This is a genomic window from Streptomyces sp. NPDC057565, assembly GCF_042801455.1.
Taxonomy (GTDB): domain Bacteria; phylum Actinomycetota; class Actinomycetes; order Streptomycetales; family Streptomycetaceae; genus Streptomyces; species Streptomyces yanii.
Genome location: NZ_JBHVFU010000056.1, coordinates 1 through 18,293, shown reverse-complemented (window position 1 = coordinate 18,293; position 18,293 = coordinate 1). Strand labels below are relative to the sequence as shown.

The window sequence follows — 18,293 nt, the reverse complement described above, 5'->3', positions numbered from 1 at the left end:
TCACCAAGAGCTGCGCCTCATCGGTGTCGGGGGTGGATCGGACTACCGCTCCTCACCTGGCCGCTCCTGGGTGAACGTCAGCAGCGCCTCGACGAACGCCTGCGGGTTCTCCTCCGCGATCCAGTGGGCGGTACCGGGCACGATGGCTCCGGTCACGTCTTCGGCCACCTCGCGCATCATTTCCTCGACGAGCGCCCCGGTCGTGCTCATGACGCCACCGACCGCGAGCACCGGCACGGTCAGCCTGCCGTCCCGCTTCAGCGCCGCGCGGTTGTCCGCAGCGTCCTGATCGAAGGCCCGGTACAGCTCGAAGCCCGCGCGCATCGCTCCCGGCGCGGAATAAGCGGCGACGAAGACGTCGAAGTCGTGTGTGCCGATCGCCGACGGATCGGAGTTGCGTACGGCGAAGAAGGCCTGGAGATACTCCCGTTCACGCCCGGCGACCAGCATCTCGGCCACGTCGCGTGCGCCGTGGAACGCAAAGTGCCAGACGCGCGGATCAGTACGTACCCGGTCGAACACTTCGGTGCCCGGCAGCGGCGCGTCCATCACCACCAAGTGGGACACGTCGTCGCGGAACTGACGTGCGTAGGCATGCGCGACCATCAGCCCGATGTCGTGGCCGACGAGGACGAAGGGGTCGTGGACTCCGAGGTGCTCGTGGAGCAGCCGGTGGAGGTCGCGCGCCATGGTCTGCTTGTCGTAGCCGTCGGCGGGGCGCGAGGAATGGCCGGCGCCCCGGTAGTCGGGGGCGATGATCCGGTATCCGTTCTTTACCAGGGGCCCGATCACACGGTGCCACTCCCACCAGGTCTGGGGAAAGCCGTGCAGGAGCACGGCATTGCGCTCGCCCTGCCCGGCGGTCACGTAGTGCAGGCGGAGCCCTGGCTCGATGTCGGCCATTGCGTGTGTGACGAGGGGGCTCTGTGGGTCCTGGGGGTCGTGGTCGAAGGGCACGATCGGTTCTCCGTGTTCTGGGCCGGGCGGGCGGTCGGGGTGGTCTGTGGCGGTGCGGGTGGGAGGGTGCCGTTCGACTCGTACCGTGCTTGGTGTTGCGCCTCGGCTAAGCGGCCACCCCCTTGGGGGACGACTCTGCTCGGCAGGTCCTCCCCTCCAGAGGCTCGGCGCCCGGGCGCCGAGCCTTGCCTCGTTCCTCAACGGTGCGTCAGAAGACGCAACAGGACAAGTGAAATGATCTACAGCGGTTGTTAACCTCTCCTGCATGCTTGATGTGAGGCGGATGCAAGTCCTGCGTGCGGTCGTCACCAGTGGATCGGTCACCGCGGCGGCGGCGAATCTTGGCTATACCCCGTCCGCCATCAGCCAGCAGGTCGCCGCACTGGAGAAAGAGGCGGGGACGGCGTTGCTCGAACGGGTCGGGCGAGGTGTCCGGCCCACCGAGGCCGGCCGCCTGCTGACCGGGTACGCCGCCACCATCAGCAAGGTCGTCGCCGAGGCCGAGACATCGCTGGCCGATCTGCGCGAGGGACGCACCGGACGCCTGGCGGTGCGCTACTTCGGCACGGCCGGCGCTGCCCTGGTGGCCCCCGCACTGGCCCGGCTGCGGGTCACGCACCCGGGCATCCGGATCGACCTCGCCGTGACCGACCGGAACGACCCTCTGCCCGAGGTCAAGGAGGGCGGCGTCGATCTCGCCGTCGTCGTGCGGCCACCGGACCGGGTCCCGTCCGGTATCCGGCTCGACCACTTGCTCGACGATCCGTACCGCATCGTGCTGCCCCGGGGACACCGGCTCGCCGAGCAGGACGTGATCGACCTCGGCGATCTCTCGGACGAGGCCTGGGTCGGCAGTGAGCGGGCGTCGGACCCTTGCCTCGGCATCGTCCTCGACGCCTGTGCGGCGGCTGGTTTCAGCCCTGGATTCGTGGTCGAGAGCGGTGACTACGCCACGGCGCTGGGCTTCGTCGCGGCCCGTCTCGGTGTCGCCCTCGTTCCACGGATGGGGCTGGGCGGCGGTCACCCGGACGTCGTGGTGTGCAAGGTCCGGGGGCCCGAACCGGCCCGGGCCATCTGCGCTGCGGTCCGCGAGACGACGCGGGACCAGCCCGCCTTGCGCGGCCTGCTCGACGCGCTCGCCGCGGCCTCCACCCCCGCCCCGGCCTGAGCTGGCCGGCGCGACGCTGGAGCCACGCGCGGTGCCACGGGCGAAGCGCTTGACCCTCACGCGGCGTCATGCCGCATTATCGAGCGCGTGGAAGAGCACCTGACCGTGGGACGTGTGGCCGAGCTGGCCGGCGTGAGCGTCCGCACGCTGCATCACTATGACGGGATCGGCCTCGTGCAGCCGTCCGCGCGGACCGCGGCCGGGTACCGGGCCTACTCGGCGGGCGACGTGGAGCGACTGCGGGAGGTGCTCGCCTACCGGCGGCTGGGCTTCGGATTGCGCGAGATCGCGGATCTGGTTGACGACCCGACCACCGACGCGGTCGCGCACCTGCACCGGCTGCGTGGCCTGCTGCTGGAACAACGCGACCGCGCTGCTGCCATGGTGACGGCCATAGACAGGGAATTGGAGGCACGGGCAATGGGGATCAGAACGACGCCGGAGGAACAACTTAAAGTGTTCGGCGCGCAGTTGTACGAAGCCATCGGGTTCGCTTACCCAGCGACGCGGCGCACCGAGCCGCGGATCGCCGCGAGGATCTGGGATGCGCTCGGGGACGCACGGACGGTACTGAACGTCGGGGCCGGCACCGGCTCCTACGAGCCCCCCGACCGCGACGTGACCGCGGTGGAACCGTCGGCGGTCATGCGGGCACAGCGTCCCGCGGGCGCGGCGCCGTGCGTGGCCGCCAGTGCGGAGAGCCTCCCGTTCGAGGACCAGTCCTTCGACGCCGCGATGGCGGTCAGCACCGTTCATCACTGGCCGGACCCGGTCGCCGGGCTGCGTGAGATGCGGCGCGTGGCCCGCCGGGTGGTGGTGTTCACGTACGACGCGAGTACCACCGGCTGGCGTGAGCGGTTCTGGCTCACCCGCGACTACCTGCCTGAATTCGCTGACCTTCTCGTCGGCTGGCCTTCACTGGCCGACCTGACCTGCGCGATCGGGGGCCGCGCGGAGCCGGTGCTCATCCCGTGGGACTGCGCTGACGGCTTCTTCGAGGCCCACTGGCGCCGGCCCGAGGCTTACCTGGACGAACATGTGCGCCGCGCGGTATCGGTATGGACCAGAGTCGGGCGGGAGGCAGAGGAGCGGGCGGTAAACAGACTCCACGACGACCTTTCCTCAGGCCGGTGGGCCGAGCGCAACCGCGACCTCGTCGCCCTCGACGCGGCAGAGCTCGGCCTCCGCCTGCTCGTAGCCTGAACCATCGTGCGCGAGAACGCCGCAAAGGCGCCGACCCGCCGTAATCAGTAGACGTTGCCGCGGCGACACCTGGCCTCGAAGGCGGGCTCGACCCGGAGGTCCTTGCCGTACAGGTAGAGCATGGACCGGTCGGTCCAGCCCATCAATCGCATCAGGGCACCCTCGGAGCGCACTACGTCCACCTCGGTACGGCTATTGCTGCCGCGCTGGACATCTGGCTCCGCACCTGATCGACCGGACAGCTCCTGGTGCGTGACCGGCAATGTTCGCGACGAGGCAAAACTTGCCGGGAGGGGCACTGGAACCGCAGATCGACCATGGACGAAGCAAGTGACACCCACCAGGCGTGAATTCGGCGCACTGGCCTTGGCGCCGCCACGGCCATCCCGTCCGGATCCGGCCCGGTCACAGCAGATGATTTCGGCGCCGGGATGCTCGCGCAGCCAGCCCGCCAGGGTGGCGGGCGTCCCGGCCGGGCAGCAGTCGAGAAGCTGGCTCGTTGTGCGGTCGATGGGGGCATTCCCGTCATGTTGTCCGCGGCGGTTGGTGGCCTTAGCTTCGCGTTGATCGCGTCCACGAAGACGACCGGATGGACGCGGTCGAGTGCGTAGAGCTCCCCCCACGGGCGAGTGGCACGGAGTGTGTGCCACTCGCCCGCCTCCACTGCCTCGCTGCCGCATCTCACTTTCTGGCACAGGTCTGTGACCGTGCGCATGCGATCACCCCAGGATTTGAAGAGCAAGCGCAAAATTGACGTATGCGCGGATTTCAAATCCGACCCAGTTCTTCCCCGGACGCTCGGTTCATGGGTGGTGTCGCCGGCAGCCGGCGAAGGGGGCCGTCTTCGGTGCTGAGTGTCCGTAGCGTCGTCGGCCAGATGTTCGTCCTGCAAGTGGTGGTCGTGGTACTGCTCGCCGTCGGGGCCGTCGTGATGCTGGCGCTGACGTCCCAGCAGGAGAGCACCCGCGCGGCCGACAAACAATCACTCGCTGTCGCGCAGGGCTTTGCCAGCTCTCCGGGACTCGTGGGAACCCTGAGGTCACCCCACCCCACCGCAGTGCTGCAGCCGCGGGTCGAGGAGGCCCGGAATGGCTCCGGCGTGGACTTCCTGGGCGTTCTGAACCGGGACGGAATCTACTACGCCCTTTCTGCCGGTGCGGGTCGCCCCGGCAGCCACACCACTACGGACATGGCTCCTTTGTTGGCCGGCCAAACCGTACGGGAGGAAGGTGTCGGCTCTCTCGGCCCTCAGATCCGGGCCTATGTCCCCATCAAGGGACCGACTGGGTCGGTAGTCGGCGCGGTCGGAGCCGGGATTACGGTTGAGCACGTCAGCGCCATGGTCACAGCGCAGCTGGCAGCCGTGGTGGGCGCTGCGGCCGGCGCGGTGGCCATCACCACGGGCGGAGCGGCGGTGCTCAGTCGACGGTTGCTGCGCCAGACCCGCGGCCTCGGCCCGGCCGAGATCACGCGCATGTACGAGCACAACGACGCGGTACTGCACTCGGTACGGGAGGGCGTGCTGATCATCGGTGGTGACGGGCAGCTGCTGCTGGCCAACGACGAGGCACGACGACTGCTCGACCTGCCTGCGGACGCGGAACGCCGCCATGTCACAGCTCTCGGCCTGGAGCTGCGCCTGGCCGAATTGTTGATCTCCGGGCGAGGGGCGACCGATGAGGTGCATCTGGCGGGCGACCGTCTGCTGGCGGTGAATGTGCGGCCGACCGCCCCCTACGGAGGGGGTGCCGGGAGCGCGGTGACGCTGCGAGACACCACCGAGCTGCGGGCGCTTGCAGGCCGGGCGGAGGCGGCCCGGGAGCGTTTGAAACTGCTCTACGACGCGGGGGTGCGGATAGGCACCACACTGGATGTGGCGCGCACCGCCCAGGAGCTCGCCGAGGTGGCGGTCCCGCGCTTCGCTGACGTCGTCACCGTCGAGCTGCTGGAGCCGGTCCTGCGGGGCGAGGAGCCCCCCGAGGGGAGCACCGCAATGCGGCGCGCGGCCGTCAGCGGCGTCGGGCAGGACTCGCCGTTCCGCCCGGTGGGTGAGCTCATCACACTCGCGCTCATCGCTCCGACGGTGTCGGACGTGGCGAGCGGCCAGGCGGTCCTCGAGGTCGACTTGCGCACGGCGTACAGCTGGCGGGCCCAGCATCCCGAGCGGGCCCGGCAGATCCTGGACTACGGCGTGCACTCGCTGATCAGAGTGCCGCTGCGGGCCCGCGGCGTGGTGCTGGGACTGGCCGACTTCTGGCGCGCCGAGACCCTCGAGGCCTTCGGGGAGGAGGATCGGTCCTTTGCCGAGGAGCTGGCCGCCCGGGCGGCGGTGGCCATCGACAACGCCCGTCGCTACACCCACGAGCGCACCATGGCCGTCGCCCTGCAGCGCAGCCTGCTGCCGCGGGGGCTGCCCGACGTGAGCGCCCTGGAAGTCTCCCACCGCTATCTGCCCGCGCAGGCGGGGGTGGGCGGGGATTGGTTCGACGTGATCCCGCTGCCCGGCGCCCGGGTGGCCCTGGTCGTCGGGGACGTCGTAGGTCACGGGGTGCACGCGGTGGCCACCATGGGCCGCCTGCGCACCGCCGTGCACAACTTCTCCGCCCTGGACATGGCCCCTGACGAGCTGCTGGCCCACCTGGACGAACTGGTCACCCGAATCGACGCCGACGAGGCCGCCGAGGAGGAGGGCCAGCAGATCACCGGCGCCACCTGCCTGTACGCGATCTACGACCCGGTCTCGGGTGTATGCACCCTCGCACGCGCCGGCCACTTCGGTCCCGCCGTGGTCCAGCCCAACGGCACTGTCGCGTTCCCCGACACCCCCGTCTCGCCGCCCCTCGGCCTCGGTGGCACTCTCCCGTTCGAAACCGCCGCGCTACGGCTGCCCGAGGGCAGCCGGCTGGCCCTGTTCACCGACGGGCTGCTCGAGGACCACAACCGGGATCTCGACACCAGCCTGGGCCTCCTGCGGGACGCCCTGTCCCACCGCGACCGCACCCCGGACCAGACCTGCCAGGCAGTCATCGACGCCCTACTGCCCGAACGCCCCCGCGACGACGTCGTCCTGCTCATCGCCCGTACCCGGCTGCTGAACCCCGACCAGGTCGCCGACTGGGACATACCCTCCGATCCGAAGGCCGTCTCCCGCGTCCGGGCCGGCGTCACCCATCGGCTGGAGACCTGGGGCCTGGACCAGCTGACCTTCACCGCCGAACTGATCGTCAGCGAGCTGGTCACCAACGCCATCCGGTACGGCATCCAGCCCATACGACTGCGCCTGCTGTACGACAGCAGCAATCTGATCTGCGAGGTCGCCGACGACTCCAGCACCTCGCCGCATCTGCGTCGAGCGACGGCCACCGACGAGGGCGGCCGGGGGCTGTTCCTGATCGCCCAGTTCGCTCGGCGCTGGGGTACCCGGTACACCACCCACGGTAAGATCATCTGGGCGGAGCAGGCCTTGCACGACGGGGCCGGAGAACCCGGCACCGACCTGGTCGACCTCTTCCTCGACCAATGGGACGAATGAGCAGGCCCAGTCGCACAGGCGGCAGCGGTCGCCTCGTGAAGCGGCCCATCGCAGTAGCAGCGCCCGCCCGCGTCCTGCTTTGTTCGCCAGAACCCAGGGTGCGGCTATGCGTGCGCCTCATCCGGTTCTCCGCTGGGTCCCGCAACTGCAGCTCCTTGTCGAGATCGGGTTCGCGCGCCCCAGCGTTCAAGCGATGGGCCGACGGCGCCCACAGCGGCGAAGAATGCGCCGAGGAGCAGCCAGCCGGCCGTGCCCAGTCCGAGCACGACGGTGGTGAGGATGGCGGGGGCGAGCGCCTGGCCTGCGCTGAAGCCAAGCCCGAGAAGCCCTTGGTACTGGCCTTGGGCATGGTCTGGTGCCAGGCCGAAGCCAAGGGCGAAGCCAGCCGAGGACTCCCATATCTCCCCGAGGCTGTGGACGAAGATCGCTGCGACCACGAGGCCGGCGGCCGCCCACACGGGAGCGTACGCGGTCAGGGCCATCATCGGACAGCTGAGGAGGAAGAGCAGTCCTGCCGTGCGGAACGCTTTGCCGCCATCGCGAGGGGTTTCGATGCGGGATCCGATTCTGGTCTGCAAGAGGACGCAGACTCCGGAATTGATCGCGGATACCGCGGCCACGGTCCAGCGCGGCGCGTTTGTGTGCTCTGAGATCCATATCGGCAGAAGCAGGGACACCGCCGGGTATTGCAGCCCCATCGCACCATAGAGGGCTGTGAAGGTCACGAACGGACGGTCGGTGAGAGCGATCCAGCGGCGCTGCTGCGACGGTGGCGCCAGTGCCCTGTAGTTGGGGAGCAAGAACAGAAGGAGGGCGCACAGTGCAAAGCTGGCCGCGTTGCCGAAAATCAGCACGTTGTAGGCAGTACGAGTATTCGCTGCAACCGCAAATCCGGCACCCACGGTTCCCAGGACGACGCCCAAATTGACGTAAGTACGGAGCTTTGCCCTGAACAGTGCTGGGCGGTCAGTGCCGACCCGGACCACGAGGGCTCCCCAGGCTGCGCCGCCGGCGGCTGCGGCAAGCTGGCCAACGGTAGCGATGACCGTGAGGGCAGCCCAGCTCTCGACAAACACGAGAGCGGTCATCGCCACTGCTTGAACCGTCAGAGCGAGCATCATGATCGTGCGCGGCCCACGTCGATCGGCCAGGTGACCTCCCGGTATCCCCGCGAGTAGGCCGATCAAGCCGGCGACCGTGAGGGCGGCACCCACCTGCACTGCCGGTAGATCCACGACCAGCGTGAAGTAGAGCGCCGACGCCGTGTTGAAGAGCCCATTACCGACTCGGTTCACGAAGCTGGCCAGGATCAATACACGCTCTGACCTGTTGCCCCCCGCTATGTGAGCAATTCGGCCGGGCGATCTTCCCTTGATCATGGGCGCAGGCTAGCAGCGGTCGCACACACCGTCAGAGGTGCGAAGTTTCCGGCCGTCCACGACACCACCTCCGCGCCCTTCAAGATCCAGGATGGAGCACTTCGTTGCTCGGCATCCAGGTGATCCATTTGCTCGGCCAGCGATCCGAGGAAGGCAGTGAAGCTCCTCCGGTGAGCCCCGGGCGCCGAATACCGCAACTCTGCGGTGTCGACGCTTCACCAGTGGCATGCGGACACCGTCGATGCCACGAAAACTCCGTGCCGCGCCCGTCCGCGCAGGTGCAGAATCGCCCCATGGCTGACATACGAACGTTCCGGGACGCGGTCACCAGCTGGGCGGCGGGCAGCCCCGGCGGGCCGGCGAGTGAGCTGGCCGTACGACTGCGCGTGCGGACTGTGGTGCTGCTGGAAGGGCCGAGCGACCTCGCGGCCGTTGAGACGCTGGCCGCGCGCTACGGCCGGGACCTGCCCGCCGAGGGGGTGTGCGTCATGCCCATGGGCGGAGCGATGAGCGTCGGCCGCTACGCCGGCCTCCTCGGGCCGCCGGGGTTGGGTCTGCGGCTCACCGGACTGTGCGATGAGGGCGAGCAGCGCTTCTACGACCGCGGTCTTGAGCGGGCCCGTGCGCCGCGCCAAGGGTTCTTCGTGTGTGTGACGGACCTGGAGGACGAACTCATCCGCGCGCTGGGCGTGGCACAGGTTGAGGAGATCGTCCAGGCTGAGGGCGAACTCCAAGCCTGGCAGACGTTCGTACGCCAACCTGCACAGCAGGGCCGGCCCCCGCACCAACAGATGCGGCGCTTCCTCGGCACGAAGAAGGGCCGCAAGATCCGCTACGGTCGCCTCCTGGTCGAGGCTCTCGACTCCGAGCGGGTACCTGCTCCCCTCGACAATCTGCTCGCGATCCTGTGACCGAAGCACGGATCGAGGTCAGCAGCAGCGGCAGGTCCGGCGCCAAGAACGCAAGCTCCACACCAACGCCCGTTCGGCATTCGTCATGAAGGCCAACGACCGGCCCGACGAACTGACAAGCCATGTCCCAAGCCGGCCGCCCTCGATCCGCGCCCCGAGCTCCTCTAAGGACCTCAAGCGCCGCCCCGGACGACACCGCCAACCCCTGTCACTTCAGGCCCGTATGCGCGAGTCCCTCCACGAACTGGCGCTGGGCGAAGACGAACACCGCGAGTACCGGCAGTGCGGTGAGGGAGGCGGCGGCCAGTTGGACGTTCCACATGGGGCCTCCGTAGGCGTCGACGTACTGGGTGAGGGCCTGCGGCAGGGTGAACATCTCCGGGGTGGAGAGGAAGACGATCGGCTCCAGGTAGAGGTTCCAGCTGTGCAGGAAGGTGAAGATGGCGACCGCCGACAGGGCGGGGCGGGCCAGTGGCAGGGCGATCCGCCAGTAGATGGCGAAGCGGCCCAGGCCGTCCATCCGCGCGGCCTCCTCCAGTTCGTGGGGCAGCGCGATGAAGAACTGCCGCATGATGAACGTCGCCAGCACGGTCGGCGCGCCGAGGACCGGCACCAGGATCAGCGGCCAGTGGGTGTCGATCATCCCCCAGTCGTGGAACATCTGGAACAGCGGGACGATGGTGACCTCGCTGGGGATCAGCAGACCGGTGAGGACCACGAGGAACAGGGCGTTCTGCCCGGGGAAGCGGATGCGGGCGAAGGCGTATCCGGCCAGCGAGGAGACCGCGAGCGTGCCCAGGGTCACCATGATCGCGATGTACATGCTGTTGAAGTACTGCTGGCCGAACGGCTGGAGTTCGAAGACCTTGCGGTAGGCGTCGAGTTCCGGATCGTCGGGGAACAGCTTCGGAGGGAAGGCAAAGATGTCACCGGCCGACTTCAGCGAGGACGTCGCCATCCACCAGGTGGGGAAGACGAACGGAACGCACAGCACGCTCAGGACGCCGTAGAGCAGCAGCTTGGCGCGAGTGGACAGCTTACGACTCATGGAACACCCACTTCTTGCGCATCTGCCACTGGATGACGGTCAGCACGAGCACGATCACGAACAGCAGGACCGAGAGTGTCGCCCCGTAGCCGAAGTGGTGGAAGTTGAACGCCTGTTGGTACAGGTAGTAGACGAGCACGGTGGTGGAGCCGGACGGGCCGCCCTGGGTGAGGACAGCGATCTGCGCAAAGACCTGAAGCGAGCCGACGACCGTGATGATCGAGGTGAGCAGGATGGTGGGGCTGATCAGCGGCACCGTGATGCGCCAGAACTGCCGCCATCGCCCTGCGCCGTCCACGGTTGCCGCCTCGTACAGCTCGCGAGGCACTCCCTGCAGGGCGGCCAGGAAGAGCACCATGTTCAGGCCGACGTTCTTGAAGCACTGCACGACGATGGCCGACAGCATCGAAGTTCCCTCACTGCGCAACCAGTTGGGCCCATTGACGCCGATCAGGTCCAGGCCGGCGTTGATGCCGCCGTTCTTCTGGAGCAGGAAGCCCCACACGATGGTCCAGGCGACGAGCGAGACGACGACCGGTGAGAAGAACAGGGTGCGGAAGACGACGCTGCCGCGCAGCTTCTGGTTGAGCAGCACGGCCAGCGCCAGCGCGAGGGAGAGGTTGAGGACCACCAGGCCGACGGAGAAGTAGGCGGTGGCCCGCAGTACGCCCGGCAGCTTCGGGTCGTCGAACAGCTTCCGGTAGTTGTCCGTTCCCACCGAGTGGAAGGTGCCGGCCAGCACGTTCCACTCGTGGAAGCTGTACCGGACGACCAGGACCAGCGGGATCAGCACGAAGACGACGGTGCCGATCAGCTGCGGGGCGATGAACAGGTAGCCGGCCAACTGGTCCCGGCGCCGGGAGGTCCAGAAAGGCTTCCCGGCGCGGGTGCCGCCGCCCGGCGGACCGGCGGCCGTGGTACGGGGGCGTTCGAGGGTCTTCATGACGCCGTCACTGCTCCAGCTGCGGCTTGATGGAGCTGCAGACCCCCGTCAGGACCTTCTGCACGTCGGCTTGCGGCTTCCACAGCGCGTCGAGGCCGGAGCGTACGGCCGAGTAGATCTCGGCCTGGCCGATGTGGACGGGCTTGACCTTGCCGTTCTTGATTCCGTCGATGACGACGCTGGACAGTTGCTCCTCACTGAGCTTGGCGTTGCTCTTGGCGAGGGTGGCGGCGTTCAGCTGGGAGGTGCGGGCCTGCGGGAAGTAGGCGCCGAGCTTCGCAGAGTTCTCCTTGTTGGTCATGAAGGCCTGGAAGTCGGCGGCAGCGGCGTGCGCGCTCTTGGCGAGCACCGCGATCCCGGCCTGGCCGATCACGGCGTACTTGCCCTTGGGCCCTTCGGGCAGCGGGACGAAGTCCCATTTGAACTTGTCCGTGAGAAGGGAGGCGCGGCTCATCTGGGTGACGGTCATGGCGGCCTCGCCGGCAAAGAAGTCAGCGGCGGTGCCGGGGGCGAGCATCGCCTCGTCGTCGAAGATCGCCTTGTGCAGGCTGGTCATCGCCTCGACCATCTCCGGCTTGTCGAAGCCGCAGGTCTTGCCGTCGGCGGACCAGGCCTCGGCGCCCCAGCCGTCCCAGTAGGTGGCGAGGTTGTCCCAGGCCTTGTAGTCGAAGTCGCGGATGACCATGCCGGTCTTACCTGTCCTGGCATGGACCGCGGCGCCCGCCCTGGTGACCTCGTCCCAGTTCCACTTGCCCTGCTTGATCAGCTCGGCGGGGCTCGGCCCGCCGGCCTTCTTCAGCATGTCGAGATTGACGAAGACGCCGAAGGGTGAGGTGGAGAAGGGGTAGGCGTAGAGCTTGCCGTCCTGCTGCCAGATCTTCTTGGCGGCGGGCAGCACGTCGGGGTCGTCCTTGACCTCCTTCAGGGCGCCGGAGGAGACGAAGTCAAGGGAGGAGTTCTCGAATATCCACGCCAGGTCCGGCGCCTTGCCGCCGGCCATCTGGGTGGTGAGAGTCTCGGTGTAGTTCTCGACCGGGAGGACATCGAACTTGATCGACTTCACCTCGGGGTGGGACTTGCGGTACGCGTCGGCGATGCCGTTGAGCAGCTTCAGATGCTCCGGGGCGCCGGACCAGACCGTCATACGTAGGCTCACGGGCCCGTCGTCGGAGCCACCGCTGTCACCGCCGCTGCCGCAGGCGGTCAGGGCGAGGAGTCCGGTGGCGGCCAGGGCGGCGAGCTTGGTCGTGCGCTGCTGTCGGTGGGAGTTCATGCGGATGCCTCTCCTGGTCAGTAGCCACTGATGTCGGGCCAGCGCAGCTCGACGCCGTGGGCGCGGAGCAGGTGCTGGAAGGTCTCGAGCCGGTCAGGGGTGTTGCGTACGCCGCGGGGGGTGACCTTGTGTTCGATGCAATGGGCCGCGAGCAGCCCGGCGACCTCGCCGGTGTTCCACTCGACGGGGTGCAGGCGGTAGCAGCCGTTGGTGATGTGGGTGGTGCCGAGGTTCTTGCCGGCGGGCAGCAGGTTCTCCATCCGGGTCGGTATCAGCGCGCCGAGCGGTATCTCGAACGGGCTGGAGGGGACGTCGATGTAGGTGTCGCCGCCGGTGGAGGGGTGCAGGTCGAGGCGGTACATGCCGATGCCGACCGAGTCGCGGTAGTTCACGGCGCCCTTGCCGCCGCGCGCATCGAGGGAGAGATCCTGCTCGACGACGGTGTACTCGGCGCGGATGCGGCGGGACTCACGGATGTAGGGCGCCTGGGCGAGGCCGTCCGCGCCGCCGGTGACGTCGCCGCGCAGCCGCAGCCCGGGGAAGCCGGTGCCGCCGTCGGCGCGGGGGGCCTCGGTCTGCATCCAGTACAGCAGGGAGTACGACAGCTCCTTCGCGGCGGCCAGATGCGCCTCGGCGTCGGGGACGTCGATGACCGGGCCCTCCCAGTAGTCGATCATCGGCCAGTTGACCAGGGTGATGTCGCTGGCGTACGCGCCGGGGACGAAGTTGTCGCGGGCGGCGATGCGGCGGAAGGTCCACAGATTCATGTCGCCCCCGCTGACCCGCTGGTCGGCGACGACCTCGGCGGGGTCGTCGCCGGGGTTGGGGGTGAAGCCGCGTTCGACGACTTCAAGGGTGCGCGGGTGCGGGGCGGACCAGGACAGCAGCGGGGCGCCCCAGAAGGACGGCCGGTAGGAGCGCCAGAAGTCGTAGGAGGCGGGGCGGTCGATGGTGTGGTCGCCGTCGACGTGGTCGAGGGCGAAACAGTAGGAGACGGCCTGCATGTTCAGCGGCTGGGCGGCTTCCGGGGCGGAGGGCTCGCCGGTGTCGCTCTGCGCCTCGAAGCCGGTGACGTACTCGGTGCCGGTCAGCGGCAGCAGCTCGCCGGTCTCGGTGGCGTCCAGCACATAGGCGGCGGTGGCGGTGACCTGCTCGCCGCTGTCACGGTGGGCGAGGGTCACGGCGGCCACCCGGTCGCCGTCGGTGGCTGCCGCCACGGGGCGGTAGGGCTGCAGGACGGTGAGCCGGCCACTGCCGCGGTACGGGGCGAGCATCGCGTCGATCACGGCGACGCCCACTCGCGGTTCGTGGCACAAGCGGCTCACCCAGCCCGCGCCGGGGTTGATGTCACGGCGGGCGCGGGCCAGGGCCGTCAGAGGGTAGTGGCGCCGGTAGTAGTCGCGGATGCCGTCGCGCAGCGCCCGGTAGGAGGCGGTGGCGCCGAACTGCTCGATCCAGGTGTGCTCGTCCGGCGGCACGGCCTGGCTGGTGAGCTGACCGCCCAGCCAGTCGTACTCCTCCGTGAGGATCACACTTCGGCCGGCGCGCAGCGCGCCGAGCGCTGCCGCGACACCGCCGGTGCCGCCACCGACCACGAGAACGTCCGCGTGCATGGGTCTCCTTGCTCAAAGGGGCGTTCGGTTGTTACGGATGTTTCGGAACGGAGCGGCTCTCCACGCGTGCTCTATCGCCCGCCGGGGCGTCAGGACGCCGGCGGGCCGAGGGTCTCCCCGTGCGTCAGCTCGCAACCGAGCAGCCGCTGGGTGACGGACGTCTGTCCGTGCAACACGTCGACCAGCAGCTCCACCGCCTGCTGCCCCATCTGCGGCCGGGGGATGTGGAATCCGGTGAAGTCCAGGGACGAGTCGACCGGGATGGTCGGGTCGCCCAGGGTGACCATCGACAGGTCGCGCGGCACCGACAGGCCCTGTGCCGCCGCGGCCGCCGCCAGGGCCACCGCCTCGGCCTCCACCTCCACGAACACGGCGGTGACACCCGCCTCCAGCAGCCGGGCCAGCCGCTCGGCCGGGTCCGGCGTCTCGACTGAGAGGAATGGCGCCTCGGTCCCGACCGCCCGGCGGAAACCCGCGAGCCGGTCCGCGGAGGACTCCGCCCCTGTGCCGGGTCCCACGAAGGCGAAGCGCCGATGGCCGCAGGCACGGGCCCGGTCGACGAGCTGCACGGTCGCGTTCACGTAGTCGGCGCCCACGTACGGCACCGGCCGGCCGTGGGCGTCGTCTCGGCGGCCCACGCAGACGAACGGATAGCCTTCCGCCACCAGCCGGCTGAGCTCGGCCGACGGGATCTCACGTCCCAGCAGGACGCAACCGTCCGCGACCCGCAGCCGGTTGTTCTCGTGGAAGATCCGCCGCTGCCCGTCGCGCACCGGTGCCGAGGTGAACAGCAGCAGATCGCAGCCGCTGCGCTCCGCGCTCTCCTCGATGCCCCGTAGGAACGGGTGGTAGAAGTCGGCGCTGGTGCTGGGGAAGACCGGTTCGTAGGTGAACACGCCCAGGATCTGGTTGAGTTGCTTGAGCATCCGGCGGGCCAGCGGATCCGCCGCGTACCCGGTCTCCCGGATCACCTGCAGCACCCGGTCCCGTGTCTCGGGGGCGATCCGCGCACCGGCGTCCCCACGGTTGTTGAGCACCAGCGAGACCGTGGTCTGGCTGACGCCCGCAAGCCGGGCGATGTCACGTTGAGTGAGCCTTCCTGGAGCCTGGCCCATGAGTGATCGCCCCTTATCGATGGTGCTAATACGCATTGCTTGTCAGGTGAACGGACCGTAGAGCGCGTGCCGCAAGTCCGTCAAGAGGTTCGACCACGACAACAAATCCCTGAAGTAATTCGCATTAGCACCTTGACGGCGACTCCAGATGAGGCGACTGTGTCCGATCAACCGAGCGGTCACGCACCGTCGGCGATCATCACCGCCTTCACTGACCGCTCGTGACTCACCGCTTCATTCACCGCCCAGGAGCCGCCTTGTGAAGTACGGAACCTCCCTGTCGCGCCGCGCCCTGCTGACCGCCGCCGGGGCCGCGGGCCTCGCAGCCGCCCTGCCCGCGCCCGGTGCCGTGGCCGCGGGCAGCCTCCCGAACCTCGCACCTCTGCCCGCGGGCACACCGCACCGGCGCGCCTTCGCCGCCGAGGAACAACGCTTCGCCCCCTACCTGGTGAGCCTCGCCCAGATGGTCAACGACATCGAGGGCAACAACCCGTCGACCTTCGGTTTCATGGGCGGCGGATGGTGGCGCACGCCGGCGGCGCCGTACAACGCTCGGGTGCAGGAGCACGTGTACACGCTGGCCTGGTTCCTCACCAAGCCCCGCTCCTGGAACCCGTACGCGGGCGACGCGGCGCTCCTGGCGGGCCTGGACGCAGCGCTCGGCCACTACCTGAGCCTCCAGCACTCCGACGGCTCGTGGTCGGAGTACAGCGCCGGCGAGCACTCCCTGCCCGCCACCGGCTTCGCGCTCGGATACCTCAGCAAGACCCACGTCCTGCTGAAGGACGCGAACCTGCTGCCGGCCCGACGCACCCAGATCGCCCAGGCGCTGCACTCCGCGATGACCTGGCTTCTCAACCCATCCAACGGTGGCGTGTGGCAGACCCCCATCACCTTCGCGAACCAGGTCACCGCGGGCCTCGCGGGATCGGCCCTGGCGCTCAGGACCAACCCCGACGCGGGCCTGAGCGCGCAGCTGAACAGCGCCTTCGCCCGCCTGGCAGAGAACGGGCAGAGCCCGGCCGGCTTCTTCTACGAGAAGGGCGGCACGGACATGAACTACAACTTCGAGGTGATGCTGCCGGAAATGGCGGACGCATGGCGCCAGACGAACAACAGCAACCTCGTGACAATGGCCGAGAAGTACACGGACTGGCTCGGCTACAACCTGCTGCGCGAACCCGACGGCTCCGGCTGGTTCAGCAACATCGCGCCGTCCACACGAACCAGCACCCTCGCCTACGCCGATACCCGCCCCGACCCGGAACGCACCGCTCTCAACGCCCAGTTCGTCCCCGCGGTGCCGGCACTGGGAGCGTTCATGTCCGCACGCGAGGACCTCGCCGCCGCCCGCGGAGCCTGGGCCGCGGACACCTCGCCGGTGCCGGACCTGGTCAAGCAGGACACCTCCCCGCGGATCCTCAGCCACGCGATCTACGGCGAGCGCCACCCGACCAGGCAGGCGAAGAACGCAGCCATCGCAGCCGTGCCCTACATAGCCTCGAAGAACTTCACCGAGCACCGCACCGACCGCGGCCAGGACTTCCTCTACATCCGCCGCCCCAACGTCTACCTGGGCGCCTACCTCGGCACCAGACCAACCACGTTCGCACGCACCGGCCTGACGTTCCTCTGGCACCCGGTAGCAGGCACGCTCATCCAATCCCTGAACGACAACAACTACGGCCTGTGGTCCACCGTGCTGCCCGGCCAGGTCCCGGACTCCAACGGCCCGCAGGCCGGCCAGTTCTTCGGCGGCAAGCCCTACGCCTTCCGCTTCTCCACCCCCAGCGGATCGGTCGTCACCGACGTGAAGGTCGGCAACGGCCTGGTGGAGCGCTCGGTGCGGACCACCTCATCCGCGACGGAGACGATGCCGCTGATCCTCAAGGAGTCCGACCGGGTGGTCTTCTCCAACGGCACCACCGTGCCGTGGGGCGGCTCGGCCTCCGCCACCGCAACCGGCATCGACCTGCACCGCGGCCCCGGCGTCGTACACATCCGCTGGGGCGAGCCCCACGCTGCCACCATCGCGGCGGCCTCGATCACATACCTGGGCGACACCCGGAGGATGCACATCCTCAAGGTCCCCCACGCCGGCACGATCGACGTGACCATCAGACTCGCCTACTGACAACCGACCGCTCTGCACTCCGCGACTTGGAGGGCTTTTGGTGTAGGCGGAATGAAGTCCGTGACGGACAGGTCGCGGTCCTGGAAGGCAGCGCGGCCGGCCTGCCACTGTGCGGCCAAGCGGACAAACGGTCGCTGGGGAGAGCCCGGCGCAGCTGCCCAGGAACTGCTCCGGTGCGGGCACGAAGTCGCCCGTGGACAGGTGAGCATTGCTCTTCCGACGGCCATCACCAGGCTCTCCGTCGCTGTGGTCACGAAGAGCCTCCTGGAATCACGCCCAGCTGTCGCATCTGCGAGAAGACATCGACGACCCCCCAGATCTCAGCGATTCGACCGCCGGCAAAGCGGAAAATGAAGATCTCGTTGTACCTGACGGACTTGCCGGTTGGCGGGAGATCCCTGTACTCGCCCAGGTGAGTCCCGGTAACCGTGTTCCTCAAGACGACCCTGTCCCCCTTGGCAATCACATCCTCGACCGCAACATGAAGGTCGGGGAACGCGCGAAGGAGCACCGCCCACACTTGCTTGAGTGCCTGCGCCCCTGTCGCACCAGTCGGTACTGGCGCGTGGAACAGCACGTCCGGCGCGACGATCTCGTCGACAGTCTTCGAGATGACCTCTGCATCGCCGGTGTTCACGGCGTCATGCAAGCGGCTGAGCGTCGTGCTACTGCTTGTTTCCTGAGCTGTTGACATGCGGCTCCTCCTCGGGGTGACTTGAACATTCAGACGGTTGTCGCTGCTGAGATCGTGGGCTGGGGGACCCTCTGCCGTTGTCGGTGGTTACACAGCTATGACGGAACGGCTCACCACGATGTGACATGAACGAATGTGACGTGCGCCTCGCTTGCCTCGCGTCATAGGAGGGACCCGTACTCCGCCGTCGGACCACGGTGCGGTCGTGGGGGTTGGGGGGGGGGGGGGCCCCCCCCCCCCCCCCCCCCCCCCCCCCCCCCCCCGGGGGGGGGGGGGGGCGCCGGCGGGGGGGGGGCCCCCCGCAGGGGAGACGCGGGGGGGAA

At 68.6% G+C, this 18,293-nt stretch carries 14 protein-coding genes; 5 read left to right on the top strand and 9 right to left on the bottom strand.

What is annotated here, in order from left to right; genetic code table 11:
• Positions 1–42: 42 nt before the first annotated feature.
• Positions 43–957 carry an alpha/beta fold hydrolase gene (locus ACFU8W_RS42570; protein WP_384049803.1) on the bottom strand — a complete coding sequence of 305 codons (915 nt, stop codon included), beginning with the start codon at positions 955–957 and terminating at the stop codon, positions 43–45.
• Positions 958–1,222: 265 nt separating this feature from the next.
• Here ACFU8W_RS42570 and ACFU8W_RS42565 point away from each other — a divergent pair, with 265 nt between their 5' ends.
• Both ACFU8W_RS42565 and ACFU8W_RS42560 read left to right on the top strand, forming a co-directional pair.
• Positions 1,223–2,125: a LysR family transcriptional regulator gene (locus ACFU8W_RS42565; RefSeq protein ID WP_384049800.1), complete on the top strand. Its 903-nt coding sequence runs from the start codon at positions 1,223–1,225 to the stop codon at positions 2,123–2,125.
• A 114-nt stretch (positions 2,126–2,239) separates the two neighbouring features.
• Positions 2,240–3,328 carry a methyltransferase domain-containing protein gene (locus ACFU8W_RS42560; protein ID WP_384049866.1) on the top strand — a complete coding sequence of 363 codons (1,089 nt, stop codon included), beginning with the start codon at positions 2,240–2,242 and terminating at the stop codon, positions 3,326–3,328.
• Positions 3,329–3,372: 44 nt separating this feature from the next.
• Here ACFU8W_RS42560 and ACFU8W_RS42555 read toward each other — a convergent pair whose 3' ends face one another.
• Positions 3,373–3,501 carry a hypothetical protein gene (locus ACFU8W_RS42555; RefSeq protein WP_384049798.1) on the bottom strand — a complete coding sequence of 43 codons (129 nt, stop codon included), beginning with the start codon at positions 3,499–3,501 and terminating at the stop codon, positions 3,373–3,375.
• Between the two features lie 632 nt (positions 3,502–4,133).
• Here ACFU8W_RS42555 and ACFU8W_RS42550 point away from each other — a divergent pair.
• Positions 4,134–6,860, top strand: a complete 2,727-nt coding sequence (locus ACFU8W_RS42550) for a SpoIIE family protein phosphatase (RefSeq protein ID WP_384049795.1) — start codon at positions 4,134–4,136, stop codon at positions 6,858–6,860.
• Positions 6,861–6,964: 104 nt separating this feature from the next.
• On the opposite strand, the gene ACFU8W_RS42545 is transcribed toward ACFU8W_RS42550, so the two are convergent.
• Positions 6,965–8,239: an MFS transporter gene (locus ACFU8W_RS42545; protein ID WP_384049793.1), complete on the bottom strand. Its 1,275-nt coding sequence runs from the start codon at positions 8,237–8,239 to the stop codon at positions 6,965–6,967.
• A gap of 293 nt (positions 8,240–8,532) precedes the next feature.
• Between ACFU8W_RS42545 and ACFU8W_RS42540 the strand changes: the two genes are divergently transcribed.
• Positions 8,533–9,150, top strand: a complete 618-nt coding sequence (locus tag ACFU8W_RS42540; RefSeq protein WP_384049790.1) for a TOPRIM nucleotidyl transferase/hydrolase domain-containing protein — start codon at positions 8,533–8,535, stop codon at positions 9,148–9,150.
• A 208-nt stretch (positions 9,151–9,358) separates the two neighbouring features.
• Here the strand turns inward: ACFU8W_RS42540 and ACFU8W_RS42535 are convergent, their stop codons facing one another.
• From ACFU8W_RS42535 to ACFU8W_RS42515, 5 genes are all read right to left on the bottom strand, one after another.
• Entirely contained in the window at positions 9,359–10,198 is an 840-nt protein-coding gene (locus tag ACFU8W_RS42535) for a carbohydrate ABC transporter permease (protein ID WP_384049787.1), read from the bottom strand.
• Positions 10,188–11,141, bottom strand: a complete 954-nt coding sequence (locus ACFU8W_RS42530) for a carbohydrate ABC transporter permease (protein WP_384049784.1) — start codon at positions 11,139–11,141, stop codon at positions 10,188–10,190. The genes ACFU8W_RS42535 and ACFU8W_RS42530 overlap by 11 nt, the downstream gene beginning before the upstream one ends.
• A 7-nt stretch (positions 11,142–11,148) precedes the next feature.
• The gene (locus ACFU8W_RS42525; protein WP_384049781.1) at positions 11,149–12,414 is read right to left on the bottom strand and encodes a sugar ABC transporter substrate-binding protein; all 1,266 of its coding nucleotides are present in this window, start codon (positions 12,412–12,414) and stop codon (positions 11,149–11,151) included.
• 17 nt (positions 12,415–12,431) lie between these two features.
• Positions 12,432–14,027, bottom strand: coding sequence for an FAD-dependent oxidoreductase (locus ACFU8W_RS42520; protein WP_384049778.1), 1,596 nt, complete (start codon positions 14,025–14,027; stop codon positions 12,432–12,434).
• A gap of 89 nt (positions 14,028–14,116) precedes the next feature.
• Positions 14,117–15,142, bottom strand: coding sequence for a LacI family DNA-binding transcriptional regulator (locus ACFU8W_RS42515; protein ID WP_345516860.1), 1,026 nt, complete (start codon positions 15,140–15,142; stop codon positions 14,117–14,119).
• Between the two features lie 259 nt (positions 15,143–15,401).
• On the opposite strand from ACFU8W_RS42515, the gene ACFU8W_RS42510 reads away from it, so the two are divergent.
• Positions 15,402–17,276 carry a hypothetical protein gene (locus ACFU8W_RS42510; protein ID WP_384049775.1) on the top strand — a complete coding sequence of 625 codons (1,875 nt, stop codon included), beginning with the start codon at positions 15,402–15,404 and terminating at the stop codon, positions 17,274–17,276.
• 250 nt (positions 17,277–17,526) lie between these two features.
• Here the strand turns inward: ACFU8W_RS42510 and ACFU8W_RS42505 are convergent, their stop codons facing one another.
• On the bottom strand, positions 17,527–17,970 hold the full coding sequence (locus ACFU8W_RS42505; RefSeq protein WP_384049773.1) for an ester cyclase: 444 nt from the start codon (positions 17,968–17,970) through the stop codon (positions 17,527–17,529).
• Positions 17,971–18,293: the final 323 nt, after the last annotated feature.

Excerpts from the sequence above, each read along its gene's own strand:
- ACFU8W_RS42505 (WP_384049773.1), bottom strand. The coding sequence starts at position 17,970 with ATGTCAACAGCTCAGGAAACAAGCAGTAGCACGACGCTCAGCCGCTTG.
- ACFU8W_RS42565 (WP_384049800.1), top strand. The coding sequence starts at position 1,223 with ATGCTTGATGTGAGGCGGATGCAAGTCCTGCGTGCGGTCGTCACCAGT.
- ACFU8W_RS42520 (WP_384049778.1), bottom strand. The coding sequence starts at position 14,027 with ATGCACGCGGACGTTCTCGTGGTCGGTGGCGGCACCGGCGGTGTCGCG.
- ACFU8W_RS42515 (WP_345516860.1), bottom strand. The coding sequence starts at position 15,142 with ATGGGCCAGGCTCCAGGAAGGCTCACTCAACGTGACATCGCCCGGCTT.
- ACFU8W_RS42535 (WP_384049787.1), bottom strand. The coding sequence starts at position 10,198 with ATGAGTCGTAAGCTGTCCACTCGCGCCAAGCTGCTGCTCTACGGCGTC.
- ACFU8W_RS42525 (WP_384049781.1), bottom strand. The coding sequence starts at position 12,414 with ATGAACTCCCACCGACAGCAGCGCACGACCAAGCTCGCCGCCCTGGCC.
- ACFU8W_RS42540 (WP_384049790.1), top strand. The coding sequence starts at position 8,533 with ATGGCTGACATACGAACGTTCCGGGACGCGGTCACCAGCTGGGCGGCG.
- ACFU8W_RS42545 (WP_384049793.1), bottom strand. The coding sequence starts at position 8,239 with ATGATCAAGGGAAGATCGCCCGGCCGAATTGCTCACATAGCGGGGGGC.
- ACFU8W_RS42550 (WP_384049795.1), top strand. The coding sequence starts at position 4,134 with ATGGGTGGTGTCGCCGGCAGCCGGCGAAGGGGGCCGTCTTCGGTGCTG.
- ACFU8W_RS42530 (WP_384049784.1), bottom strand. The coding sequence starts at position 11,141 with ATGAAGACCCTCGAACGCCCCCGTACCACGGCCGCCGGTCCGCCGGGC.